The sequence below is a fragment of the Paenibacillus sp. FSL L8-0494 genome (genome assembly GCF_038003695.1).
Classification (GTDB): domain Bacteria; phylum Bacillota; class Bacilli; order Paenibacillales; family Paenibacillaceae; genus Paenibacillus_AQ; species Paenibacillus_AQ odorifer.
Genome location: NZ_JBBOPQ010000001.1, coordinates 6,071,230 through 6,095,511, shown reverse-complemented (window position 1 = coordinate 6,095,511; position 24,282 = coordinate 6,071,230). Strand labels below are relative to the sequence as shown.

Here is a 24,282-nt window from a genome sequence, read left to right as displayed (position 1 = left end):
GAGGTCTTGAACATATGAGTGGATCGGTCAAAAAAGGATCGGTGAATTTGGTGGCAGACGTGCTCGTTATCGGAGGAGGTCCGGCAGGAACGTGGGCAGCCCTTACTGCATCGGCGAAGGGGGCCAAAGTAATCCTTGCAGATAAAGGGTACTGCGGTTCAAGTGGGGCAACGGCACCGTCGGGAACGGGGGTCTGGTATGTGAAACCGGATGAGAAGCTCCGGAAAGAGGCAAAAGCAAGTCGTTATGCGCTTGGCGGTCAGCTGGCTGAATCTCGCTGGATGGACCGGGTGCTGGATCAAACCTATGCCAATATGAACAAGCTGGGTGTTTCCGGTTATCCATTCCCTGTAGATGAGCAGGGCAATCAATTCCGAAGAAGTCTGCAAGGACCGGAATATATGAAATTAATGCGTAGGCTGGTGAAAAAGGCAGGCGTTAAAATTCTAGATCACAGCCCAGCTTTGGAACTCCTGGCGGATGAGCATGGCGTAGCTGGAGCGGCTGGAGTTCATACTCAGAGTGGAGAAACCTGGACTGTTCAGGCAGGAGCAGTCGTCATTGCTACCGGAGGCTGCGCCTTCCTAAGCAAGGCACTTGGCTGCAACGTGTTGACCGGAGATGGCTATCTCTTCGCTGCTGAGGCTGGGGCGAATCTGTCCGGCATGGAATTCTCCAATGCCTATGCGATCTGCCCTACGTTCTCTTCGGTGACCAAGACGGCGTATTACAGCTATGCCAGCTTTTATTATGAGGATGGAAGCATTGTGGAGGGAGCCGGTTCCAAGAAAGGCCGTTCTGTAATTGCCCGGAATCTGTTGGCAGGTAATCAGGTGTACGCCAAGCTGGATGGGGCACCAGAGGATTTAAGACCGCTGCTGCGGGTGGCGCAGACGAACTTTTTCCTTCCTTTTGACCGCCAGGGAATTGATCCGTTCAAGGATGCGTTTCCGGTTACTTTGCGGCTCGAAGGCACGGTTCGGGGGACGGGTGGCATCCATATTACAGATGAAAGCTGCGGCACAGGTGTTCCCGGACTTTACGCGGCAGGAGATGCTGCTACCCGCGAGCTGATTTGCGGAGGTTTTACTGGCGGAGGCAGCCATAATGCGGCGTGGGCGATGTCTTCAGGTTCTTTTGCTGGTGAAGGAGCTGCTGTCTATGCACAGAGTCTGGGGTCGCACGCTGCGCAGCGTAGTCCAGTCGGCTTATCATCATCACCACTGGTGCATCAGGAAGTGAAGCCGGGAGTGGCGGCCCAAACGGCAGAGTATGTGTCTGCTGTACAGGCTGAGGTGAAGCCGTATGACATCAATTTGTTCCGGACAGAACAAGGGCTGACTTCTGCACTAGATCGTCTCGATGGGTTGTGGAAAGAGCAACGAAGCCGCGAAATTCAACGCACGCCAGAAGGGGTCAAGGCACGTGAAGCCGAAGCCATGACCGCAACAGCCCGCTGGATGTACAATTCTGCACTTGCTCGTACAGAGACGAGAGGCATGCATAAGCGTGAGGATTTCAAGGCTACAGATCATGGCCAGCATCATCGTTTGATCAGCGGCGGATTAGATCAGGTATGGGTGAAGACGGAAGCCGTGGCTAAGGAGGGTGTTCTATCGTGATTGAGGTGATCAGCGCTGCCAGATGTGTAGAGTGCAACCAATGTGTATCTGTCTGCCCGACTAATGTTTTCGAACGGGTAGAGGATGGCATTCCTGTTATTGCCCGGCAGAGCGATTGCCAGACTTGCTTTATGTGTGAGCTGTATTGTCCTGTCGATGCTCTCTACGTTGCACCAGACTCTGAGAATATTATTGGTGTGACAGAAGCGGAACTTCAGGAGCAGGGACTACTTGGCGGTTATCGTGAAAAAGTAGGCTGGGGTAAGGGCAGGCAGCCGGTAGCAAGCCATGACTTTATGTATAAATTGGCGTCGAGGGCAGGGTTCTGAGCTTGATTAAGATTTAAATAAATAGCATAAACCTAGGGGGAGAAACAATGAAACAAGCGTACAGAGAGATTCAAGGGAAACGTTCAAGGAAGATTCGTTTTGCACTTTTAACTACAATTATGATGGCCATGCTGGTGCTTCAGGCTTGCGGAAATAATACGGGCGGCAATGGAGCATCTGCCTCCGGGGGATCAAATACGGAGAAGGCGGGAGAAGAGGCCACGAGCGATGTTCCAGCGGTATTGAACTTTGGGTTTATCGGTTCCAACAAATTGAATGTGCCTGGCGGCGCAGAGGGTTGGGGCTTTTATAAAGGGATTATTCAAGAAGAGTTGAAGAAATACGGCATTACTGAAGTGAAGCTTACTGGCTTTCCAAACGGTCCGGATCAGACAGAATCCTTGATTAGTGGTCGGCTGGATATCGGCAGCCTTGGAGATACACCTGCTATTATTGCCTACGCTTCTGGAGCCAAGACCCGTCTGATTTCACAATCTTCCGCGAACACGATCGGTTATTTGATCGGCAAGAAGGATGGGCCCAAGACGGTGAAAGATTTGCAAGGTAAGACTATCGCAATTCAAAAGGGCTCCTTCATGCACCGCTATGTTGTTGGATTACTACAGGAAGAAGGAGTAACCGACTACAAACTCGTGCATATGCTCATTCCTGATGCTACCGCAGCTTTAGCCCGTGGAGATGTAGATGCTACAACAAATCTAGGCGTTCCTGCGCTGAAGCTGATTGACCAAGGCTACACTCACTTAGATGATGCCTCGAAGCACCCGAATCTGCTTGGTTCTAGCGCAACAGTTGTGTCTGAGGATTATCTGGCGAAATTCCCTGATTTTCCGAAGGCATGGAACGAAGCTAGAGAGAAGGCCTTGGCAGACTTGAAGCAGCATGAGGATGAGTATTATCAATTTCTGGCTGAAATCGGAGATACAACGCCTGAGCTGGCGAAGCAAGTGAATCCGATTAGTGATATCAAGGATACTGCGTTCACTGATGAAGGAATAAAGCTGCTGGAAGGTACCAAAAACTTCCTCGTCGAAGAGAAGTTAGCGAAAAAAGACTTCAATATTAGCGATTGGCAGTTGAAATAAAGTTGCTTAAAGGCTGCTTTAATTGAACTTAAGATTCTTCTATAAAGGTAATTGAGTGACTGCGGTGAATGTTTGGATTTTCGGCCGCCTCTCCGCCACTCCTCCCTTTAGTGATTTTTAAGTTCAACTAACTCAGCTAATGGTGTAGGAGGAAAAAAGATGTCGCAGCTTAAGAAGGAAATGACAGTGGATGTCCTCGTGCTTGGCGGAGGTCCTGCTGGGGCGTGGTCGGCATGGAGTGCAGCCTCGCAAGGTGCAAAGGTAGTCCTGGCGGATAAGGGCTACTTGGGCACAAGTGGAGCAACTGCACCGGGTGGAACAACGTTGCTCGTGATCCCTCCCATTGCCGAGCTGCGGGAGCAGGCAGTGCAAGCCAGACTTAAGGCCGGCGGATATTTATCGGAGAATGCCTGGATTCACCGGGTGCTGGATCAGGTAGAGCAGAACCTGGCTCAAGTGGAGCAGTGGGGGTATCCGTTTCCGAAGGATGAAGAAGGAAACTCACTGCGTACCCATCTCCATGGACCAGAATATATGCGGATTATACGAAAAGTTGTGCGCAAAGCAGGGGTCACAATTCTTGATCAGTCACCAGCGCTGGAACTTCTTCACGATGAACACGGTGTTGGTGGAGCGCGTGGGATCAACCGCCTGACAGGAGAGTCCTGGGAAGTGAAGGCAAATGCCGTTGTGATGGCTACCGGAGGTTGTGCTTTTCTCAGCAAAGGCCTTGGTTGCAACGTGCTGACAGGGGAAGGATTGTTGATGTCCGCAGAGGTGGGAGCTGATCTTTCGGGCATGGAATTCAGCCGCCAATATGCGCCAAGCTTTGCGGACGGAACCGTAACACGTGGCCGCATGCTGGCTTGGGCCACCCTTTATGATGCGGACGGTCATCCGTTGCATAGAGGGGACCGGACCTTTGGCAGCATTCCTGAGCTGATGCTGAAGGGTCCGGTTTACGCTTCGCTGGATCTGGCGGACACCGCGGAGAAACAGGATTTTCTGCGCAAAGCGCATCCGATTTTCTTTATGCCGCTGGAGCGGGCGGGAATTGATGCGTTTAAGCAGAAATTCCCGCTCACCCTGCGCTATGAGGGCACGATGCGCGGCACTGGGGGTCTGCGCTTGAGCGGCACGGATTGCCAGACGACCGTGCCCGGACTCTATGCGGCCGGAGATGCCGCATCTCGCGAGAAAGTGACCGGCGCTATCTCCGGCGGCGGGGCTTATAACGCTTCCTGGGCCATGTGCAGCGGAAGCTGGGCTGGACAGGGAGCCGCGCAGCATGCGCTGTCCTGCCGAGGACAGGCGAACAGCCGCAAGCTGACCGCAGCGGGACGCTACGGGCTGGCGGCTGGCGCCGATGCCTCGGAAACGCTGGAGGTGAAGCCGCTAATCGCGGCAATCCAGCGTGAAATCCTGCCGCTGCAGATCAATTATTTCCGCAGCGAGCTAGGCATTTCTTCAGCCTTGAAGCGGCTGAATGCCTTGATGCCCTATTTGAACGGGCAGGCTCCTGCCAGCGTTCAGGGCATCGTGCAATCGCGTGAAGCCGCGGCTATGCTCGCGGTCGGCAGGTGGATGTACACCGCGGCACTCGCCCGGAAAGAGACCCGCGGACTGCAAAAGCTAGCGGAATATCCGGAGCTTGATCCGCGCCAGACTCACCGGCTAATCTTATCCGGTATTCAACATATAAGCATCAGTACAGAGGCTGTGCCCCATGCTCATGAACTGAATGCGCTGAAGGAGGGGCAAGCGATATGATCGAATTAATCAGCTTGGAGCGTTGTGTTGGTTGTAAGCTGTGTACGAAAGTATGTCCGACGAACGTATTCGAAATGCAGGGGAAGATTCCGGTCATTGCCCGTCAGGAAGATTGCCAGACCTGTTTCATGTGTGAAGCTTATTGTCCTGTAGATGCTTTATACGTGGCACCACAGGCGGATCAGCTGATCGGTGTAAATGAGGAGGCGTTAATCCAGTCAGGCGCGTTGGGAAGCTGGCGTGCTGAAATCGGCTGGGGACCAGGTGCGAATGGCTCGATGGCGGAGAGGGATACGACTCCTTATTTTGAAGTGTTTACCGAGCAGTACCGTACATGAATAAGCAGAGGCTTAAACCCAAAAAATCCGCCCGAAAGCTAGGCGGATTTTTCATATATTAGAAACTTACAGCAGGGCTTCGATAGCTGGTTCAATATCCAGCGGGTCCACCGTAGATTCGAATCTAGTGACAACATTGCCTTCGCGATCAATCAGGAATTTAGTGAAGTTCCACTTGATTTCGTCATTGTTCAGAGCCTCTGGATCTTTGTCTTCAAGCATGCTTTGCAGCAGCTTTCCTGAAGAATGGTTGATATCGAACCCTTCAAATCCAGCCTGTTCTGTTAGGTAGGTGAAAAGAGGGTGTTTAGCTTCGCCTTTTACGTCAACCTTTTCAAAGAGTGGGAAGGTTACCCCGTAATTAATTTGGCAAAATACATTAACCTCTTCATTGCTGCCGGGTTCTTGCTCTCCAAATTGATTGGAAGGAAAGCCGAGAATTTGGAGGCCACGTTCCTCGTACCGCTCATAAAGCTTTTGCAGATCTGAATATTGGTGGGTAAATCCGCACTTACTTGCTGTGTTCACTATCAGTAGTACTTTACCTTTGTATTGCTCTAGCTCGATATCTTTTCCCCGAATACTGCGTGCTGAATATTGATAAATGCTCATGGCTGCTACATCCCTTCAGTTAAGTTATCTATGCTTTTTGAAAAAGAACAGGAAATATTTATAATAATTAAATTGTAAACAATTCAATTATCGCTGTCAAACAATACAGCTTGAAGGAATTGGAACCGTAATTGCCAGGTTGGAATAGGATAGATAATGGGTATGGATCAGTCAAAAAAATTTATTGCGTTAAAGCTACTCTGCGTTCCATTATTATCTTGCATCGGGAACGTTTTTTGATTAAGATAGCAGAAACCAGCGCAAAAGCCGCGCTGACATAGATAAGGACTATGACGAAGAGAGTAAGCATTATAGCGGATCTTAACAGGGAAGGCGTGCCGGAGACTGAGAGCACCCTCATGAGACGATTAATGCCGAAGTTCACTTCCGAGTCGGCCCCTGAAGTAGTTTGTCACAGGTTGTGGCAGGTATGAGTAGGGAGGCCCGCGCCCCGCGTTACCGGGTGAAAGACAGAATTAATTCTTAGTCAGGGGAACATGAGATTCTATTCCTTTGTGCTAGTATTCGGGTTAATTCTAAATAAGGGTGGTACCACGGCTCCTCGTCCCTTGCGACGGGGGGCCTTTTTGCGTTCCAAATTATAACAAAAAGAGGGAGTGGAAGGGTAATGAGTAACGTGGAATTGGATGTTCTTAGAGGTCGTCTGGATGAAATTAATGGGCAATTGCTGGAGCTGATCTCCGAGCGGGCTAAGATTGTTCAGGAGATTGGAGTAGTTAAAGAAAAACAAGGTGTCCCTAAATTTGATCCGGAACGGGAAAAACAGATGCTGGATAAGCTCGTAGCGAGCAACAAAGGCCCTTTCACTAACGGGACGATCCGTAGCCTCTTCAAACAAATTTTCTCAGCTTCTCTGGACTTACAAACAGATGATCATAAAAAAACTTTACTGGTAGCCCGCAAGAGCCACAAAGAGGATACAGTGATTGTTTTGCCGGGAGATGTAACGGTTGGCGGTGCTTCTTCACTGATGGTAGCCGGTCCTTGCTCCGTGGAAAGTGAACTGCAGACTCGCACCGTAGCTGCCGCCCTGCAAAAAGCCGGAGTACGTGTAATGCGTGGCGGTGCCTTCAAGCCTCGGACTTCACCTTATGATTTCCAAGGGCTGGGAATGGACGGTTTAAGAATATTACGAGAAGCAGCAAATGAATATGGACTGCTGACCATCAGCGAAATTGTAGATCCAAGACATATTGAAGAGTCGCTTGATTATGTGGATATCATCCAGATCGGTGCACGTAATATGCATAATTTCGAGCTGCTAAAAGCGGTCGGAGAAGTCGACAAGCCGGTGCTGCTGAAACGTGGATTGGCTGCCACACTCGATGAATTCATCCATGCAGCGGAATACATCATGTCTCGTGGAAACACACAGATCATGCTGATTGAACGTGGAATTCGCACCTATGAAAAAGCGACCCGCAACACGCTTGATATCTCAGCAGTGCCAATTCTCAAACAGGAATGCCATTTGCCAGTATTGGTTGATGTAACTCACTCGACAGGCCGCAAAGACATCCTTATTCCATGTGCGAAAGCCGCACTCGCAGCTGGAGCTGACGGCATTATGGTGGAAGTGCATCCTGATCCTGCAACCGCATTGTCTGATGCCGCTCAGCAGCTGAACATTGATGAATTCAACACCTTCTTTAATGAAGTGAAAGCTTCCGGATTGTACCGGTAATCTAGAAATATAGAATTTGCATGATATTTTAAGGATTCGCTAGAAAATGAGGTGTATAAGCGCTTACAAGTCTAACTAATCTTTTTGTGAAGGTTAAGGTGGGTCGAGTACAATAAGCAACATTAGCGTTGCACCGGCCCCGGGTCTTTTCTGACAAAAGATCCACACATTTTAATAGTCACAGGAGGAAAATAGATTTTGAAGCAGCTTACCTTAAATAATGGGTGGTTTTCTAACACTCGAACCGATATTTTATCGGGGATGACCGTAGCCGTTGCGCTGATTCCTGAAGCGATCGCTTTTTCGATCCTGGCGGGAGTAAGTCCGATGGTTGGTTTATATGCCTCTTTTTGTATTGCGATTGTAACGGCACTTGCCGGAGGCAGACCCGGAATGATCTCGGCGGCTACGGGAGCTATGGCTCTGTTAGTCGGAAGTCTCGTACTAGAACACGGAATAGAGTATCTGTTCGCGGCAACTGTACTGGCTGGTGTGTTTCAGATATTGATGGGGATGCTAAAGCTGGGGCGGTTTATCACGTTTTTGCCACAGCCGGTCATGACAGGGTTTGTCAACGCGCTGGCGATACTGATTTTTATGGCACAGCTTACCCATTTTAAAGGACAAGGCTGGGTGATGTACGGACTGGTAGCTCTGACCTTGCTTATTATCTACATGGTTCCTCGGTTTACCAAAGCCGTACCTTCAGCACTTGTAGCGATCGTTATCGTTTCTGTTCTTAGCATCGCTCTTCATCTGGACGTAAGAACCGTAGGCGATATGGGGAATATTACAGCAACTTTGCCACTATTCCATCTCCCGCAAATCCCGTTCACGCTGGATACTCTGCTTATTATTTTGCCATATTCACTTTCACTGGCCGTAGTTGGGCTATTGGAATCCCTGATGACTGCCACCTTAATAGACGATATTACGGGCACAGGTAGTGATAAGAACAGAGAGGCGAAGGGACAGGGGCTTGCGAATGTAGTTACTGGTTTTTTCGGAGGGATGGCAGGCTGTGCGATGATTGGCCAGTCGATGGTTAACATGAAGTCAGGAGGACGCACGCGTCTGTCCACGTTTGTGTCAGGAATCTTTTTATTGTTCCTAATTATCGTACTTGGCGATGTAGTGAAGCAGATCCCGATGGGCGCGCTCGTCGGCGTAATGATAATGGTCTGTATCAGTACCTTTGAATGGGGCTCACTCAAAACTTTAACCCGTGTTCCGCTAAGCGATGCGCTGGTTATGATTGTGACGGTGGTCACCGTGGTGGCTACAGATAACCTTTCTATTGGGGTTTTGTTTGGGGTTCTGCTAAGTGCTTTAACGTTTGCTTGGAAAATAGCTTCGATCCGCCTAACTGTTCAGGAAGCAACCTCTTCCAAAACATATGCGGTTTCCGGCCAGCTGTTCTTCGGCACGACAAGCCACTTCATTCATGAATTCGCCTACGATAGCGATCCGGATCATATTATTATCGATTTTTCACACTCCCATGTGTGGGACCAATCCGCTGTCCATGCCATAGCGAAGACGATGAGCAAATACGCCGAGCATGGCAAAAAAGTCACCATTACCGGACTTAATGACCAGAGCTCACAGCTGGTTCAGCGGGTGGGATTATCATTACAGTAGGATATACAAAAAAATAACAGATACCCTCAAAAAAGATTGCGCTGTATGCGTGATCTTTTTTTTATAGCAGATATTAACTGAAAGAAAAGGCCAGCAAGGTTTTACTTTGGGTTTAAAATAATATAAAGTATAAAGTGGATAATGTTTATCCGCTTTATACGCGGACGGTATTATATACAGTTTGAATCAAGCTATTTACGTAAATCGAGGTGCTGTACATGCATATGAAAACAGGGGTAGAACAGTCGGTATATGCACTGGTTCTACTCAACATGCTGCCGGATAAGGCGGTGTTGTCTGGGGAAGCGATTAGCCAGCAGCTCGGAGCATCGGCGACCTATTTTCAGAAACTTTTAAGAAAGCTGGTAACCGCAGACATCATCACGTCTGTTCCTGGCATTAAAGGCGGTTTTAAATTAAAGAAAAGCCCTGAAGATATTCGTGTATATGACGTTTACCTCGCGGTGGAAGGCCAGCAGTCGCTGTATTCATCGAATGGGATTCTGGTAGACATGTTGGATTTAGAAAAAGAAGACAGCTGCTGCCTGTTAACGAATCTGATGGAAGAAGCTGAATCCTCTTGGAAAGCTGTATTAAAGCGAGAGACTATTGCTTCGTTGTCGGAGGAAATGCGTGCTGAACGCTTTAAAGATAAGATTGCAGTCTTAGAGGAATGGGTCAGCAATAAAATGGTCATCTAACCAAAGAAGGGATGTATTCGCATGAGATTAAGCGTATTGGATCAGGCACCCGTGACAAGCGGTAACACAGCGGAAGGTGCCCTGAATAAAGCAGAAGAACTGGCTATTTTAGCAGATGAGCTGGGATATAGCAGAATGTGGATGGCAGAGCACCATGGCGGAAATACTTTTGCTAGCTCAGCTCCGGAAGTAACGGCTGCCCGTTTAGCCGCCAAGACCAACCGTATTCGAATCGGCACCGGCGGTGTAATGATGATGCATTATTCTCCTCTTAAGCTGGCGGAAGTATTTAAAACGTTAAGTGCTTTTTCCCCGGGGAGAATTGATTTCGGTGTGGGACGAGCTCCTGGTGGCGATACAAGCGCCATGTACGCTTTATCTGAAGGCCGTGAGTTAATGCTGCATAATATGTATGACAAGCTTGGCATTACCATGCAACTGCTTAGTGATCAGATTCCGGAAGATGAGCTATATGCCAAAAATCTCGCTGCTCCAACGAAGGTGGCGCTCCCTGAAGTATGGTTGTTAGGCTCGAGCGGCAATAGTGCGCGAAAAGCTGCACAAATGGGAGTCGGATACTCCTTCGCACAATTTTTTAATGGTGCGATGAGTAATGAGATCTTGGACCATTACCGGAATAACTACCAGCCTTCTATCTTTATGGACAAACCAGAGATCAGTGTATCCTATATGGTGACCACAGCAGAAACGAAGGAAGAAGCTGAGTATGAAGCGTTACCGCAGGATATTTTTCGGTTGATGATGAGTAAGGGCCGGATTACTCAGGTGCTGACACCAGAAGAAGCTCAGAACATTTCGTTATCGGAAATTGACCGGATGTCAATCAAGGAAGGGCGCAAGATTCATTTGGTTGGTGCGGTTAAAGACATCGCCGTACGTTTGCAAGAAGAACAAGCACAATATGGATTCCAAGAAGCAATGATATGCAGCATCCCACATTCGCAGGAGAAACGGCTAGAGGTTTACCGACTACTGGCGCGTGAACTGCTAGGCTCTTGATTCTTGATAGCTAACCTTAACCCGCATTTCATGCGGGTTTTTTGTATGCCAATTTAGCTTTTTGATCGATGCATACCCTCAAAAGACAATAAATTAACCCTACCGCCTCCTAAAAGTAACATTTGAATGCCTAACTTCATCTATGATTAATGAAAGATTAAATTATAAAAAGAGGCTAGGAAGTGATCAAGAGATGTTTCCTTTACATAAATCCATTACGCTGACAGCCTTGCTTCTAATGAATCTGCTTGCAGGTTGCCAACATCAGGTGGACCCATCCCCCCTTCAATCGGGTGACTACTACCACACCTCAAGACCGAAGCCAACAGACACCGCTGCTAACCTCATTAAGCTGGAGTGGAGGCTGGTGGATACAATGCCCATAGTCTCTCAACTAAGTGATCCACCCACAGGCGCTACTTTGATTGCAGAGAAGAAGCTGGATGATTTCGGAGGAGTCAAAGTGAGTGTGTATACGATGGCTAGTGACGAAGACTATGTGTATGCCAGAACTTCTACTTCCAAAGGACAATACAGTCTAGGGGCGATAGGAACTTATAATTATCGTCAACCGGAGGATATCAAGGTAGAAGTAGTGCGGTTGTTTAGCGAAAAGGTGCTGAAAATCACCGGAGGACTAGGAGCAAATAACTCGCTCAGTAACTATTATTTAATCGACGAGAGCGGTAACCCCTCGGGTTTGCTGCAAATAGATACCGGACATTCCAAAGAACTGGATGTTGATCAGGATGGATCTTTTGAAGGGGTAGCCGCACATGGAAGTCCGATGAGTGCCTATATTTATCGCTGGAATATTGATCACGCTGAGGTAACATACGTTAATGATGCTTTAAAGGCAGACTCCGTGGTGCTAACGGATGAAGGAATATATGAAGCTTCTAATATCGGGGACAAGCAGAGCAGAAGATTTCGGTTGACCGTAGAAGGACTGATCTCAGAGCGGTAACGCCATGACCACTGCTGTTGAAATATTTCCTGCGACCATTTACCCCAAACCTCCGTATAGACGGTTAAGCTTGAATGATTATCCATAATCTAGGAGGGGTATTGGATGAATATGCAAATGAATCCGAAATTGAAACAGCTGCGCCCGGGAAAAATAGTCAGCGGGATTGCAGCGGTGCTCATTGTATTGTTGATTGGCGCGAATTCTTTCGTATCAGTGGAATATGGGCATGTAGGTTTGTACAAAACCTTTGGTAAATTAAATGACAATACATTGTCACCCGGCATTCATTTTAAAATTCCGTTTATCCAAACGGTGATTCAGGTCAATACACAGGTAACGAAGGCGGAGACCGATACTTCAGCCTCTTCAAAGGATCTTCAGCCCGTGTCCACACATGTGGCGGTGAACTATTCCGTAAATAAGGCTTCCGCCTTTAATCTGATGAACAATATCGGAGGTAATTTTGATAGTGTAATTATCAATCCGGCCATTCAAGAAATCGTTAAAGAAGTGACAGCCAAATATCCAGCAGAGGATTTGATTACGCGTCGTGATGTAGTGTCGAGTGAGATTAGTGAGCACTTAACCGCTAGGCTGGCAAAATATGACCTGATCGTCAACGATATTAACATCGTTAACTTTAAATTCTCGGAGGCATTTAACCAGTCGATTGAAGCAAAGCAGGTCGCCCAGCAGCAGGCATTGAAGGCCGAAAATGATCTCCGGCGGATTGAAATTGAAGCGAAGCAAAAAATCGCCCAGGCGCAAGCAGAGGCTGAATCTTTAAGACTTAAGAAGCAAGAGGTTACACCTGAGCTGGTGCAGCTGAAGCAAATTGAGGTTCAGGAGAAAGCGCTGGAAAAATGGAACGGCGTGCTGCCATCTGTAACAGGGGGAGCCACACCTTTTGTGGATGTTCAATCCCTGACTAAATAATTCATTATTGGGTTTCTGATTTATTTCCTTTGATGAAAAAGCCCTACTTCTATAGAAGTAGGGCTTTTTATGCTATTAATATTGATAAAGCATCGTAGGAATTTGCCAGCCAGCGCCAACTGACCAAAAGAAGACATAATCGCCACGTTTGATTCGTCCGTCCTCGACTCCGCGTTGAAAGGCGATAAAAGGACTGCTTGTGGCTGTATAGCCGAACTCGTCGCCTACATAAATGAACTTCTCTGCGGTTAGTCCGAGTCCGATTTGGATGAGCTCGATATTTTTCAGTGAGAATTGTGAAAGACAGAATGCAGAGATATCGTCCGTAGTCAGGCCGTTGCGTGAGAGAAGCTCTTTCATATCCGCTATAGCTGCGTCTACACACACTGTACCGTCAAAAGGGGTCCACCGTATCCGAATCTGCTCTGGGGTCATACCCTCTTGATAAATATTCGACAGGCCGCAGGCCGGGAACATAATATTCTCGGAGCCCTCAGAATCGGTGTAATAAAGGGAATCTATGAAGCCTGCATGCTCGTTGCTGCGCTCCAGAATCACTGCTGCTGCGGCGTCCCCAAAGTTAGGGTAAGTAATTTCATCATCTGTATTGCAGTTCACTGAACTGTAGTCGCTTCCTACGACGAGTGCGTACCTGATGCTGGGATTGGCTTGCATATAACGACTTGTCTGCTCCACGGCAGATACCATTCCTGCGCAGTTAGCATTGGAATCCTGCGTAATGGTCCGGTGTTTACCTTGAAGCATACGGTGTAGTAGAAGTGCATTGGTAGGATAGGTGTACTCTGGCGTCTGTGAAGCGAACATGATCATGTCCATATCCTCACCTTGCAAATTCGCTTCGCTAAGCACTTTTTGGGCAGCCTTTAATCCCATCGTCAGGGCATTTTCACCCTGTTCTTTTACGATGTATCTCCGGTCGCGACCCATGACTTCTAGGAATCGTTTGATGTCCTTGCCCATACTCTGAAAATGCTTCAGATAATATTCGTTATCTACGATATGCTCTGGGTGGTAATAAGCAGCTTGGCGAATCGTTATATGTCCCAAGTGGCGCCTCCTATGCTTCAATAATTTCGTAATTTTCTAATTTCGTAGCCCGTGCCACTCGGCTTAGCTGCATTTTTAGGACAGGGCTTTTGGCAATAATAAAGGTTACTTTTTTAAATCCGGATTGTTTATACAGTATGTAGCATTGCTCAAGCATGGGAAGTGTGTCCTTTGAGGATACATTCAATGTCTTGCAATCTAGGATGATCTCATATTGTTTCGGGTCGAATGCACTTATGATTTGGTTGTACTCATTAATGAAACGTCCTGCATCTTCTGGCGACATAGTTCCTTCGACTTGTACATTCAGTTTTTGATCTGCAGCATTTGTGGCGAAATTGAAGTTTCCCATTTTTGATTAATCTCCTCCTAAGTATTATCTAAGAAAAATTTTGATGAATAGGATAAAAAAACCTATTTATCTAAGACTATTATCGTATTTTTAATTGGGAAAGTTTAGGGGATTAAACCTTTATTTTTTTAAAAAGATAATTTAGGGAATGATAAACTACTTAAAATCCATAAAATCTGCACAAATTAAGGTTTGAGGTAGGCATGCTCACCCTGTTTGCTTTGCAAAGCAGAGTTCTATTGGTATGATTACAGAGATGAAAAAAACTACTATCCAAATCATGGAGGAATAATAAAAATGAGCGAAATTACACTATCGGGGATTATTGATCATACACTGCTTAAAGCAGATGCACGGAAAGAAGACATTATTAAATTGGCGGAGGAAGCTAAAACTTATAAGTTTGCTTCTGTCTGCGTAAACCCTGCTTGGGTAGCTACTGCCCATGAAGTGCTGAAAGATACGCCTGAGGTTAAAGTATGTACAGTTATCGGCTTCCCGCTGGGATCATCGACAACAGAGAGCAAAGCATTCGAGACTACCGATGCTATCGCTAAAGGTGCTGGCGAGGTGGACATGGTCATCAATATCGGAGCATTAAAAGATGGCAACGATGAGCTGGTTAAACGTGATATTGCAGCCGTTGTAGATGCAGCTCGTGGCAAAGCACTGACAAAAGTCATCATTGAGGCTTGTCTGTTAACGGAAGGAGAAAAAGTTCGTGCCTGCAAGCTATCTGTTGAGGCTGGAGCAGATTACGTAAAAACATCCACTGGATTCTCTACAGGCGGGGCAACGAAAGAAGATATCGCGCTTATGCGTGCTACAGTTGGACCTAATATCGGTGTAAAAGCTTCCGGTGGTGTACGTAGTGCAGAAGATGCACATGTAATGGTACAAGCAGGTGCAAGCCGTATTGGAACTAGTGGTGGTGTAGCGATTGCTAAAGGCGAAACAAGCCAAAGCAATTACTAAGCCGAAGGGCTGAATCGGAAGCGGCGAGTGAGGAGGACAAGCTCAATCGCCGCTGTCCTGATTCAAGCTATTAACCGATCAGTTTGATTAGGAATTGTGTTTTATACATAAGGTTGAGGTTTTTATTAATTTATATTGAAAGCGTTATCCAGTAGATAGAGGACACTAGCAGAAGCATTTGACCAAAGTACAATAATTCACACCGGAATAATGAGATTTTTTTCTTTTCAAATGATGTGGTTTGTGAGAGAATGAGTACAATTCAAAATTGTTAATCATTTCTATACTTAATTATAGGGGAGGAAATACCTATGTCAGAAGATCGCAAGCTGTCGTTTGAAACTTTGGCTGTCCATGCAGGCCAGGAAATTGATCCAACTACTTTCTCACGTGCTGTTCCGCTTTATCAGACCACTTCCTACGGGTTCCGTGATGCTGATCATGCAGCGGATCTGTTCGCGCTAAAAGAATTCGGTAATATTTATACTCGGCTGATGAACCCAACTACGGATGTATTTGAACAGCGCGTGGCGGCACTTGAAGGTGGGGCAGGTGCGCTTGCTACAGCTTCCGGGGCAGCGGCTATTTCCTTTTCCATTCTAAATATTGCGGGCGCTGGGGATGAAATTGTATCTGCTGCAAGCCTGTATGGCGGAACTTATAATCTTTTCTCGACAACACTGCCTAAGCTTGGTATTAAGGTTCATTTCGTAGATTCGGATAATCCTGAGAACTTCCGTGCTGCGATTACGGATAAGACCAAAGCTTTGTATGCAGAAACAATCGGCAATCCACAGGGAAATGTTCTGGATATTGCGGCAGTTGCAGCGATTGCCCATGAACATGGGATTCCTCTCATCGTAGACAATACGTTCCCAAGTCCATATTTATTGCGTCCGATTGAGCATGGCGCGGACATTGTTGTCCATTCAGCAACCAAATTCATCGGTGGACATGGTACATCCATTGGTGGGATTATTGTTGACGGTGGTAAATTTGATTGGAAGGCAAGCGGTAAATTCCCAGGTCTTACGGAGCCAGATCCAAGCTATCATGGAGTGGTTTATACGGAAGCGGTGGGCCCGATTGCTTATATTATTAAAGCCCGCGTTCAATTGCTTCGCGATTTAGGGGCGGCGATTTCTCCGTTCAACTCTTGGATGCTGCTGCAAGGTCTGGAGACTCTTCATTTGCGGATGGAACGTCATAGCCAGAATGCGCTGAAGGTAGCACAATATTTGGAGGCACACTCCGATGTGGAATGGGTAAGTTATTCGGGACTTCCTACGCATCCATCTCATGAATTAGCGCAAAAGTATTTGCCTAAAGGCCAAGGAGCGATCCTAACTTTCGGTATTAAAGGTGGAAGTGCTGCGGGACGTAAATTGATTGAGAATGTGAAGCTGTTCTCTCATTTAGCGAATGTGGGTGATTCCAAGTCATTGATCATCCACCCAGCAAGCACAACACATGCACAACTGTCGGATGAAGAGCAAATCACAGCCGGAGTAACGCCGGAATTGCTGCGTTTGTCGATCGGGACGGAATCCATTGATGATATTATCTATGATCTGGAGCAAGCTATTGCAGCCAGTCAACAATAGAAGTTTATATTTCGAAAAGCATTACCGCTCTGCGGTGATGCTTTTTTTGTTGCGTAAAAAAGTTGGAATATTCATCGGATTTGGCAACGCTTGCATATTTCAGGTGTGGCTCCCGTATTTATAAGTGAGGTAATGAAATGTCGGTCGCTTATGTTATATAGCTTGGCATACCGGCAGCAATCCAAAGATAAAGGGTGGGTGCGAGGATGAAGGGTGAACGTCAGCAGGATGGTTTGCGGAGTAGTGAAGAGCGCCCGTTCAAGTTCATGTATAAGGCTGGTGATCGGACTGTGGGAATGGAAATGAGCCAAGCTGGGTCCGTAGCCTCGGCTGCCGCAGAATTTATCGCTGGAGTAGAGCAGAGGGATGTCATTGAGCCTTTGAAGCGGTCTTATTTTAAGCGGCCGGGGGAACCATCGACATTCCTAGTGCTGCGTGAAGGAAGAGAAGAACGTCTTGCTGGACGGGAAGGAACAAGGACTGCTCAAGCGGGCCCTTGTTTGATACGGAGTGAGGAATGGCTGCTGGAACCAGAGCTGTTCTGTCTTTATGAGAACTGGTTATCTAGCGAGGATGAACTGCAAGCAGCACGGATTCTGCAGCGAATCTCTTATCGTCTGCGCGCAGCTGCTGCCGAACTGCTCGAATCGCCGGATGGCGAATGGGCAGCGGTCACCCTGCTGCATCCAGAGTCGCTTGCGGTGGCGCAGCCCACCAAGCTTGCCGCGCTTCAGGACGCGCAGCTCGAAGCGCTGTTCGCTGCGGTGGCAGAGAGCCAGCGGCAAGGCGGCGATTGCCGCCTGGACCTGCTGGTCGCCTACACCGCAAGCGCAGCCGAATTCGCCGCGAAGCGCGAATTCATCGAAGACGTGGCCGATCAGACACTCGGCCACGCTTATGCGGCGGCATGCCGCATCGGGGTGCTGATCGCGCCCGATGTGGAGCCTGCCGCCGCTGCGGAAATCGCGCGTATCGCCGATTTCCTAGTGCTGGACGGCGCGGCGGGCGAACACGCGCCGGAAGAGACCGCCGCGGAGGACTTCGCCCTGGCGGCGGGGAAGATCTTTGCCGCCGTGACGAGCGTGAAGCCGGCGGCGGTGGTGCTCGCCGCGGGGACACCGGCAGCGTCGGCTTTGGCCGATCTGTATCAGATCGGGCTCAGCGGGATCTTTTGCAGCGCCGGTCAGCGGACCGAAGCGCTGCTGAGAGCGGCCTGCCTGATCTGGATCGCCAGGCAGCGAGAAACGCTGGATACTGCCGCCGGTGGAAGGCAGTAAGCTTTTTCTGATGAACGATACGGTGCAGTTCATATAAGAATCGTAAAAAGACTTCAGAGCAGCGATTATCCGGTTATCGGGGAATCGTTGCTCTGTTTTTTTGGTCGTTAGCTGCCTGCTCCACAGCGTACATATATCCCAGTACTCAACTCCGTACTCCTACCTGTGCTCAACCTCCGCACCCCTCAACCCCCGATGTTTAAGGACCCAGATGACGCTATTTGCCTGATTTTAGCTTTTTAAGCATGGTTTCGGACACCAGAGACGTTATTCGTTAGGAAGAGGTACATATTTGGTGCTTTTCAAGTCAATAGCTGCAATGGGGTCCGTTAGAATACCAAATGTGTTTAAAACCAGCGATTAGGGTCAGCTGAGTCCTATAGTAGCTACATACGCGAGCAACATGCATCATTCGTTCATCAATCGTGTCGTACTCATACTTTGTATTCAAACTCCGTGCTCAAACACTGTACCCACCGCACTTAAACTAATCTGCACTCAACCTCCGCACTTAACCTCCGCCCCCCTCAACCCCCGATGCTTAAGGACCCAGATGACGCTATTTGCCTGATTTTAGCTTTTTAAGCATGGTTTCGGACACCAGAGACGCTATTCGTTAGGAAGAGGTATATATTTGGTGCTTTTCAGGTCAATAGCTGCAATGGGGTCCGTTAGAATACCAAATGTGTTTAAAACCAGCGATTAGAGTCAGCTGAGTCCTATAGTAGCTACATACGCGAGCACCCAGCATCATTCGTTCAACAATCATGTACTCATACTTTATACTCAACCTCCCTACTCATCCCCCGCACTCAAACTAATCAGCATCGAACCTCTGTACTATCACCAGGACCAACAAGGCAACATTAGTTTTGGAACATCCACATTTGTTTCCAGCTTCTTCTTACATTTTACATAAACAGGATATTGACAGTGGAGGCTCGAATTTTATTAGCATCTTACTGAATAGGGGTGCTGTAGATGTCCACGAATTTTAGAGTTGGCTTGCAAAAGGTCGTAGATCATTCTTACGATATTGAGATTGGGGAAGGTCTTTTTGGCGCTCTGATTGAGGATTTAAAACGTGGAATTGTCGAGAATGTAAGCAAATTCGCGATTATTACAGATTCCAAAGTTGAAGCCCTGTATGGGCAAGCCTTGCTGGAACAACTGCTTCAGAATGATTTTCAAGCGGAGCTTTTTTCTTTCCCTGCTGGAGAGAAGTCCAAAACCCGAGAAACGAAGGCAGAGCTGGAGGATCGGCTATTAAGCCGTTCTTATGGACGAGATTGCTGTATCCTTGCCATTGGAGGCGGGGCGGTAACGGATTTGGCAGGTTTTTTGGCTGGAACATTTGGTCGGGGAGTGCCAAGTTTGAACTATGCAACTACCCTTTTAGCAGCAGCGGATGCTTCTATTGGTGGTAAAACGGGCGTGAATACACCGGTTGCAACCAATCTAATTGGTGTTTTTCATCAGCCTAAAAAGGTCTACATCGACCTAGCCACTTGGAGAACGCTTCCGGTACGTGAGCTTCGCAGTGGTTTGGCTGAAACAATCAAACATGCCTGCATCGCGGATGCTGACTTTTTTGAGTTTCTTGAACAGAATATGGAGCGAGTTGTCTCCTTAGAAGGCGAACTTGTATTAGATCGAGAGGTTTGCGAACGGATTGCTTTTCATAATTGTGAGATCAAGTACAGCGTGGTGGAAAAGGACGAACTGGAGAGCAACCTGCGCCAAATTCTAAATTTGGGGCATACTGCTGGCCGAGCGTTAGAGGCTTTAAGTGGTTATGAATTATTACATGGTGAAGCTATTGCGATTGGACTCGCGGTTCAGGTGCAGCTGGCAGAGCAGTTGGGGTATGTAACGGCTGACGAAACTCAGCGTGTGATTGCTTTGTTGAAGAAGGCGGGACTTCCGACTGAAATACCAGCAACCATTACAAATAGAATGCTGATCGATAAGATGTATACGGATAAAAAGGTTCGCAAAGGGCGTATACGGTTTGTGTTCCAAGCTGGAATTGGAGTGATGAAGTCTTTTGAAGGTGGAGCTTATTCGACGCCAGTCGAAGAGCAAGTCCTATCCGAGCTTTTAAATAAAATACGCAGTTAAGATAGGAAAACGTTATTTTAAATTTATGACGAATAGCCCAGAAGGTAGGGTTTACTTTTTCGTTCAAGGTGGTATTATTAAAATATAAGTTGCACTAAGGAAATATAGTTGTACTGTTGCAACAATGATTATCATTCTCACTACTCATAGTTATCATTCATGCTGTCCCGGCTAAGCCGGGGCAGCATGTGTCATTTTAGGGGTCTTAAGAATGGCTCTCATTATCATTTAGACAAAACAAAGCGTGTGCTCCCGAAGCAAGTTTTGTTGCGAAGAGAAGTCAATGAAGTAATCCTACACAAAACTTTCAGGATGGTGATTATTATGCAAGCAACATCAAAACATTTACCCCAGCAAACCTCAATCTCCGGCAGCATGAAGAAACCAGGCGCTCCAAAACGCCGGTTCGATGTGAGAGCCATGCTCAGCAACTCCGAGATGCAGGCTGCGCTTGGCAGCGGAGTGCTTATGCTTTTTGCTTGGGCTATGGGTAGCTGGTCAGAAGTTTTCTCTATAGTACTTTATGTTATTTCGTATACCATTGGTGGCTGGAACAAAGCCAAAGAAGGCGTTGAGACGCTCGTCAAAGAACGTGATCTCGATGTGAACCTGCTGATGATTGCGGCTGCACTAGGCGCAGCTACCATTGGGTACTGGAATGAAGGTGCTATGCTCATCTTTATTTTTGCGCTTAGTGGAGCACTTGAGAGCTATACGATGGAACGGAGTAAGAAGGATATTTCCTCACTTATGGCCTTAAAACCAGCCACAGCCATGCGGATTGAAAAAGGAAGCATGAACGAGGTAGCTATTGATCAGTTAGTAATCGGAGATCTGTTGCTTGTACGTCCAGGGGATCTTATTCCTGCAGATGGTAAGGTGTACAGAGGAGAATCGGCAGTAGATCAGGCTTCCATTACAGGAGAGTCAGTGCCTGTTGAAAAATGTGCCGGCAGCGAAGTATTCGCAGGTACGGTCAATGGAGAAGGTCCTCTTTATATTGAAGTAACGAAATCAGCAGAGAACACACTTTTTTCCAAGATCATTAAGATGGTAGAAGAAGCAGAGACGGATGTTCCAAATTCACAGCGATTCATTAAAAGACTGGAAGCCATCTATGCACGGGTAGTTGTCGCCTCGACTGTGGCTCTTATTTTCCTTCCACCCTTTTTGCTGGACTGGAGCTGGAGCGCAACCTTTTATAAAGCGATGGTTTTTCTTGTAGTAGCCTCGCCTTGTGCGTTGGTCTCATCGATTATGCCTGCGATGCTGTCGGCTATTTCCAAAAGTGCGCGAAAAGGGATTTTATTTAAAGGCGGGGTCCACCTCGAAAATATGGCCCGGACCTCTGTTGTAGCTTTTGATAAGACAGGGACCCTTACAGAGGGAACTCCGCAGGTGACAGACTTTATTGCAGCTGAAGGCTACAACCGGGAAGAATTACTGGCGATTAGCGCATCCATTGAGCATATGTCCCGCCATCCATTGGCGGAAGCCATTGTGCGTAAAGCTGAGGAAGAATATCTGGAGCTGCGAGGTGTGCAGGAAAGTAAAACCATCACTGGCTGGGGAATTGAAGGTCAAGTTGACGGGCATCTCTGGAAAATTGGTAAGTCCAATTTACTGGATGAGCTGACTTCGTCTGCGATGGATTCTGAGCTAGCATTCTGGAGAACTAAACGGCAGCAGTTGGCGGAAGAGGGGAAGACTGTCTCCATTATTTTGGACGGTGAGCATATTGCAGGTATGATTGCATTGCAGGATACAGTTCGCCCACAAGCAGAAGCTGCAGTGCGGAAGCTGCAGGAGCTGGGGATTAAAGTGGCTATGCTTACGGGTGACCGGGAAGCTACAGCAAAAGTTATTGCGGCTTCAACCGGAGTAGATTTAGTATTTGCCGACCTTTTACCAGAGGATAAAGTAAAGCATATTAAGGCGCTTCGTGAAAAGCACGGTAATGTTGTGATGGTGGGTGACGGTGTGAATGATGCGCCTGCTCTGGCTACAGCGACTGTTGGCATGGGTATGGGCATGAAAGGCAGTGGTGCAGCGCTTGAGATAGCCGATGTAGTGCTTATGAATGATAATATTGAAGAGATCGCCTCGACCATTTCATTGGCACGGCGTTCACAGCGTATTGTGAAGCAAAATATGATTTTTGCTGTAACAGTAATCGCGGTTCTGATGATCAGTAACTTTGTGCAGGGCATCGCCCTTCCTTTTGGCGTGATCGGTCATGAAGGCAGTACGATATTAGTTATTCTTAATGGGCTGCGATTGTTGCGGTAAGAGGTCAGTGATGTTATTGCGCATTATTTATTGCCAAAAATTAAATTGTTCACAAATGATTTTTTCCTGAGGGAGTCTGGCTTATTGACATTTTTGCTTTCAGTTAGCATAATTAAGACTACATTATAATTATTTTAAATAAGAAGCGACGTCACTGCCGTCTAATTCAAGGAGGATATAGATATGTATAAATCAATAATTGTTGGAACCGGACCGGCGGGGTTGACTGCTGCTATCTACTTGGCTCGTGCCAATTTGAACCCACTAGTAATCGAAGGACCCCAACCTGGCGGACAATTGACCACCACTACAGAAGTGGAGAATTTCCCGGGATTTCCTGATGGGATTATGGGTCCAGACTTAATGGATAATATGCGTAAACAAGCTGAACGTTTTGGTGCGGAATTCCGTACGGGTTGGGTGAACAGTGTAGAACTTGGAGAACGTCCTTTTAAGCTTAATGTTGAAGGGTTGGGTGTTCTTACGACGGATACCTTGATCATTTCCACTGGCGCTACGGCAAAATACCTCGGTATCCCAGGCGAACAGGATAATGTGGGACGCGGTGTGAGCACCTGTGCTACCTGTGATGGATTCTTCTTCCGTAATAAAGAGATCGTGGTTGTTGGCGGTGGTGATTCTGCGCTTGAGGAAGCGGGTTTCTTGACTCGTTTTGCCTCCAAAGTAACTTTGGTACACCGTCGTGAAGAACTACGTGCTTCCAAGATCATGCAGGATCGCGTTCGCGATAATGTTAAAGTAGCTTGGAGCCTGAATCGTACTCCTCTGGAAGTAACTTCTGGAGATAAAGGCGTGAGTGGACTAAAAGTGCTGAACAATGAGACAGGACAAGAAGAAATCATTGAAGCAAGCGGAGTGTTTGTGGCAATTGGCCACCATCCTAACACTGCATTCTTGGGTGGACAAATCACAACTAATGCTGAAGGTTATATCATGACTAATCCCGGTACTTCTGAAACTAATATCCCAGGCGTATTCGCTTGTGGTGATGTGCAGGATACCCGTTATAGACAAGCGATTACGGCAGCAGGCAGTGGATGTATGGCAGCTATGGATGCTGAGAAATACATTGAAAGTCTGGAACATAGCGCGGTCATTCTGTAATTTGGTATAGAAAACTCCCAGTGCTACAATAAATAACATAACTGTAATCTTCCATAGGAGGTCTAATGATGGAAAATGTAATTGTATATACTTCAACAAATTGTCCACATTGCCGTCAGGTGAAGAGCTTTTTGAGCGAAAAAGGCGTAGCCTATGAAGAACGTAACATCGAGCAGAATGATGATTACGCACAGCAGGTTTGGGATATGGGAATGAGAGCTGTTCCTGTAACTGTAATTGGTGAGTACAAAATCGTGGGGATGAACAAAACTCAGTTCGACAAAGCATTGGCGACTGTTAATTAAATAAGATTTCTGCGAAGAAATTGCAAAAGGTCGCTTCCATTTTGGAGGTGACCTTTTTGTGGTCTAGGTATACAAAAATAGCCTGACGCTTATATGCGCAGGCTATTTTTTATGATGTAAATCGCAAAGTTCAATTTAAGCTTGAGTGAAAGAGGTAATGATCTGAAATAGGACGTATACAGCAACACCGCTGCCGATCAGAATGAATCCTGATTTCTTTTTGGCTTGAAAAAAACGGAGCACACCGAGACTGATCAAAGGGGCAATAATGAGCAGAAAAAGCAACACAGTGATGAACATCTGTGCCGAGATATCAGACGTATCAACATAGGTCATGGACTCGCTCTCCATTTCAAAAAAGGGGTTGTAGTGATAAATGTCACACTAACTTATCCTTTATTATATAGGATTTAAGT

22 protein-coding genes are annotated in these 24,282 nt (G+C 47.2%); 18 read left to right on the top strand and 4 right to left on the bottom strand.

All coding sequences use genetic code 11. The annotated features are described in order from the left end of the window. Window positions 1-14: 14 nt before the first annotated feature. The 5 genes from NYE35_RS27475 (at window position 15) to NYE35_RS27455 (ending at window position 5,165) form a co-directional block, all read left to right on the top strand. Window positions 15-1,622 carry an FAD-dependent oxidoreductase gene (locus tag NYE35_RS27475; RefSeq protein WP_036680291.1) on the top strand — a complete coding sequence of 536 codons (1,608 nt, stop codon included), beginning with the start codon at window positions 15-17 and terminating at the stop codon, window positions 1,620-1,622. Continuing rightward, window positions 1,619-1,951, top strand: a complete 333-nt coding sequence (locus tag NYE35_RS27470; RefSeq protein ID WP_036680289.1) for a 4Fe-4S dicluster domain-containing protein — start codon at window positions 1,619-1,621, stop codon at window positions 1,949-1,951. The genes NYE35_RS27475 and NYE35_RS27470 overlap by 4 nt, the downstream gene beginning before the upstream one ends. A gap of 47 nt (window positions 1,952-1,998) precedes the next feature. Continuing rightward, complete coding sequence (locus tag NYE35_RS27465) at window positions 1,999-3,057, top strand: ABC transporter substrate-binding protein (RefSeq protein ID WP_038573371.1); 1,059 nt, start codon at window positions 1,999-2,001, stop codon at window positions 3,055-3,057. 159 nt (window positions 3,058-3,216) lie between these two features. Then, window positions 3,217-4,827 (top strand): FAD-binding protein, encoded by a 1,611-nt coding sequence (locus NYE35_RS27460; RefSeq protein ID WP_094903438.1) that lies wholly within the window; start codon window positions 3,217-3,219, stop codon window positions 4,825-4,827. Beyond that, window positions 4,824-5,165, top strand: coding sequence for a 4Fe-4S binding protein (locus NYE35_RS27455; RefSeq protein ID WP_036680283.1), 342 nt, complete (start codon window positions 4,824-4,826; stop codon window positions 5,163-5,165). The genes NYE35_RS27460 and NYE35_RS27455 overlap by 4 nt, the downstream gene beginning before the upstream one ends. A gap of 66 nt (window positions 5,166-5,231) precedes the next feature. On the opposite strand, the gene NYE35_RS27450 is transcribed toward NYE35_RS27455, so the two are convergent. Next, a complete protein-coding gene (locus NYE35_RS27450; protein ID WP_038573366.1) occupies window positions 5,232-5,777 on the bottom strand; it encodes a glutathione peroxidase in 546 nt (181 codons plus the stop codon). Between the two features lie 628 nt (window positions 5,778-6,405). On the opposite strand from NYE35_RS27450, the gene NYE35_RS27445 reads away from it, so the two are divergent. The 6 genes from NYE35_RS27445 to NYE35_RS27420 all read left to right on the top strand — a co-directional run bounded on the left by NYE35_RS27445 (window position 6,406) and on the right by NYE35_RS27420 (window position 12,750). After that, window positions 6,406-7,482 (top strand): bifunctional 3-deoxy-7-phosphoheptulonate synthase/chorismate mutase, encoded by a 1,077-nt coding sequence (locus NYE35_RS27445; protein ID WP_036680279.1) that lies wholly within the window; start codon window positions 6,406-6,408, stop codon window positions 7,480-7,482. Between the two features lie 195 nt (window positions 7,483-7,677). Then, window positions 7,678-9,123: a SulP family inorganic anion transporter gene (locus NYE35_RS27440; RefSeq protein ID WP_036680277.1), complete on the top strand. Its 1,446-nt coding sequence runs from the start codon at window positions 7,678-7,680 to the stop codon at window positions 9,121-9,123. A gap of 218 nt (window positions 9,124-9,341) precedes the next feature. After that, a complete protein-coding gene (locus NYE35_RS27435) occupies window positions 9,342-9,824 on the top strand; it encodes an RrF2 family transcriptional regulator (protein ID WP_036680276.1) in 483 nt (160 codons plus the stop codon). A gap of 21 nt (window positions 9,825-9,845) precedes the next feature. After that, window positions 9,846-10,844 carry an LLM class flavin-dependent oxidoreductase gene (locus NYE35_RS27430; protein WP_038573362.1) on the top strand — a complete coding sequence of 333 codons (999 nt, stop codon included), beginning with the start codon at window positions 9,846-9,848 and terminating at the stop codon, window positions 10,842-10,844. Between the two features lie 193 nt (window positions 10,845-11,037). Beyond that, window positions 11,038-11,811: a hypothetical protein gene (locus NYE35_RS27425; protein ID WP_094903437.1), complete on the top strand. Its 774-nt coding sequence runs from the start codon at window positions 11,038-11,040 to the stop codon at window positions 11,809-11,811. A gap of 105 nt (window positions 11,812-11,916) precedes the next feature. Beyond that, on the top strand, window positions 11,917-12,750 hold the full coding sequence (locus NYE35_RS27420) for a prohibitin family protein (protein WP_036680268.1): 834 nt from the start codon (window positions 11,917-11,919) through the stop codon (window positions 12,748-12,750). Between the two features lie 75 nt (window positions 12,751-12,825). On the opposite strand, the gene NYE35_RS27415 is transcribed toward NYE35_RS27420, so the two are convergent. Beyond that, on the bottom strand, window positions 12,826-13,818 hold the full coding sequence (locus tag NYE35_RS27415; protein ID WP_038573358.1) for a ketoacyl-ACP synthase III: 993 nt from the start codon (window positions 13,816-13,818) through the stop codon (window positions 12,826-12,828). 10 nt (window positions 13,819-13,828) lie between these two features. Then, on the bottom strand, window positions 13,829-14,170 hold the full coding sequence (locus NYE35_RS27410; RefSeq protein ID WP_076099934.1) for a hypothetical protein: 342 nt from the start codon (window positions 14,168-14,170) through the stop codon (window positions 13,829-13,831). 297 nt (window positions 14,171-14,467) lie between these two features. Here NYE35_RS27410 and deoC point away from each other — a divergent pair, with 297 nt between their 5' ends. The 7 genes from deoC (at window position 14,468) to NYE35_RS27375 (ending at window position 23,866) form a co-directional block, all read left to right on the top strand. Further along, window positions 14,468-15,145, top strand: coding sequence for a deoxyribose-phosphate aldolase (gene deoC, locus NYE35_RS27405; protein WP_094903436.1), 678 nt, complete (start codon window positions 14,468-14,470; stop codon window positions 15,143-15,145). A gap of 311 nt (window positions 15,146-15,456) precedes the next feature. Then, window positions 15,457-16,749: a homocysteine synthase gene (locus NYE35_RS27400; RefSeq protein WP_036680260.1), complete on the top strand. Its 1,293-nt coding sequence runs from the start codon at window positions 15,457-15,459 to the stop codon at window positions 16,747-16,749. Between the two features lie 206 nt (window positions 16,750-16,955). After that, the gene (locus NYE35_RS27395; protein WP_341122278.1) at window positions 16,956-18,026 is read left to right on the top strand and encodes a hypothetical protein; all 1,071 of its coding nucleotides are present in this window, start codon (window positions 16,956-16,958) and stop codon (window positions 18,024-18,026) included. Window positions 18,027-19,007: 981 nt separating this feature from the next. After that, window positions 19,008-20,147, top strand: a complete 1,140-nt coding sequence (gene aroB / locus NYE35_RS27390) for a 3-dehydroquinate synthase (protein WP_341122277.1) — start codon at window positions 19,008-19,010, stop codon at window positions 20,145-20,147. A 324-nt stretch (window positions 20,148-20,471) separates the two neighbouring features. Beyond that, a complete protein-coding gene (locus NYE35_RS27385) occupies window positions 20,472-22,436 on the top strand; it encodes a heavy metal translocating P-type ATPase (protein WP_076104185.1) in 1,965 nt (654 codons plus the stop codon). A gap of 183 nt (window positions 22,437-22,619) precedes the next feature. Next, complete coding sequence (gene trxB / locus NYE35_RS27380) at window positions 22,620-23,561, top strand: thioredoxin-disulfide reductase (RefSeq protein WP_036680254.1); 942 nt, start codon at window positions 22,620-22,622, stop codon at window positions 23,559-23,561. Window positions 23,562-23,629: 68 nt separating this feature from the next. Then, a complete protein-coding gene (locus NYE35_RS27375; protein WP_036680252.1) occupies window positions 23,630-23,866 on the top strand; it encodes a glutaredoxin family protein in 237 nt (78 codons plus the stop codon). 135 nt (window positions 23,867-24,001) lie between these two features. On the opposite strand, the gene NYE35_RS27370 is transcribed toward NYE35_RS27375, so the two are convergent. Then, window positions 24,002-24,202: a hypothetical protein gene (locus NYE35_RS27370; RefSeq protein ID WP_036680251.1), complete on the bottom strand. Its 201-nt coding sequence runs from the start codon at window positions 24,200-24,202 to the stop codon at window positions 24,002-24,004. Between the last annotated feature and the right edge of the window lie 80 nt (window positions 24,203-24,282).

Coding starts and splice junctions, on each gene's coding strand:
- NYE35_RS27400 (WP_036680260.1), top strand. CDS start 15,457: ATGTCAGAAGATCGCAAGCTGTCGTTTGAAACTTTGGCTGTCCATGCA.
- NYE35_RS27450 (WP_038573366.1), bottom strand. CDS start 5,777: ATGAGCATTTATCAATATTCAGCACGCAGTATTCGGGGAAAAGATATC.
- NYE35_RS27395 (WP_341122278.1), top strand. CDS start 16,956: ATGAAGGGTGAACGTCAGCAGGATGGTTTGCGGAGTAGTGAAGAGCGC.
- NYE35_RS27385 (WP_076104185.1), top strand. CDS start 20,472: ATGCAAGCAACATCAAAACATTTACCCCAGCAAACCTCAATCTCCGGC.
- NYE35_RS27375 (WP_036680252.1), top strand. CDS start 23,630: ATGGAAAATGTAATTGTATATACTTCAACAAATTGTCCACATTGCCGT.
- NYE35_RS27370 (WP_036680251.1), bottom strand. CDS start 24,202: ATGACCTATGTTGATACGTCTGATATCTCGGCACAGATGTTCATCACT.
- NYE35_RS27445 (WP_036680279.1), top strand. CDS start 6,406: ATGAGTAACGTGGAATTGGATGTTCTTAGAGGTCGTCTGGATGAAATT.
- NYE35_RS27425 (WP_094903437.1), top strand. CDS start 11,038: ATGTTTCCTTTACATAAATCCATTACGCTGACAGCCTTGCTTCTAATG.
- NYE35_RS27410 (WP_076099934.1), bottom strand. CDS start 14,170: ATGGGAAACTTCAATTTCGCCACAAATGCTGCAGATCAAAAACTGAAT.
- NYE35_RS27420 (WP_036680268.1), top strand. CDS start 11,917: ATGAATATGCAAATGAATCCGAAATTGAAACAGCTGCGCCCGGGAAAA.
- NYE35_RS27465 (WP_038573371.1), top strand. CDS start 1,999: ATGAAACAAGCGTACAGAGAGATTCAAGGGAAACGTTCAAGGAAGATT.
- NYE35_RS27475 (WP_036680291.1), top strand. CDS start 15: ATGAGTGGATCGGTCAAAAAAGGATCGGTGAATTTGGTGGCAGACGTG.
- aroB (WP_341122277.1), top strand. CDS start 19,008: ATGTCCACGAATTTTAGAGTTGGCTTGCAAAAGGTCGTAGATCATTCT.
- NYE35_RS27460 (WP_094903438.1), top strand. CDS start 3,217: ATGTCGCAGCTTAAGAAGGAAATGACAGTGGATGTCCTCGTGCTTGGC.
- deoC (WP_094903436.1), top strand. CDS start 14,468: ATGAGCGAAATTACACTATCGGGGATTATTGATCATACACTGCTTAAA.
- NYE35_RS27430 (WP_038573362.1), top strand. CDS start 9,846: ATGAGATTAAGCGTATTGGATCAGGCACCCGTGACAAGCGGTAACACA.
- NYE35_RS27435 (WP_036680276.1), top strand. CDS start 9,342: ATGCATATGAAAACAGGGGTAGAACAGTCGGTATATGCACTGGTTCTA.
- NYE35_RS27455 (WP_036680283.1), top strand. CDS start 4,824: ATGATCGAATTAATCAGCTTGGAGCGTTGTGTTGGTTGTAAGCTGTGT.
- trxB (WP_036680254.1), top strand. CDS start 22,620: ATGTATAAATCAATAATTGTTGGAACCGGACCGGCGGGGTTGACTGCT.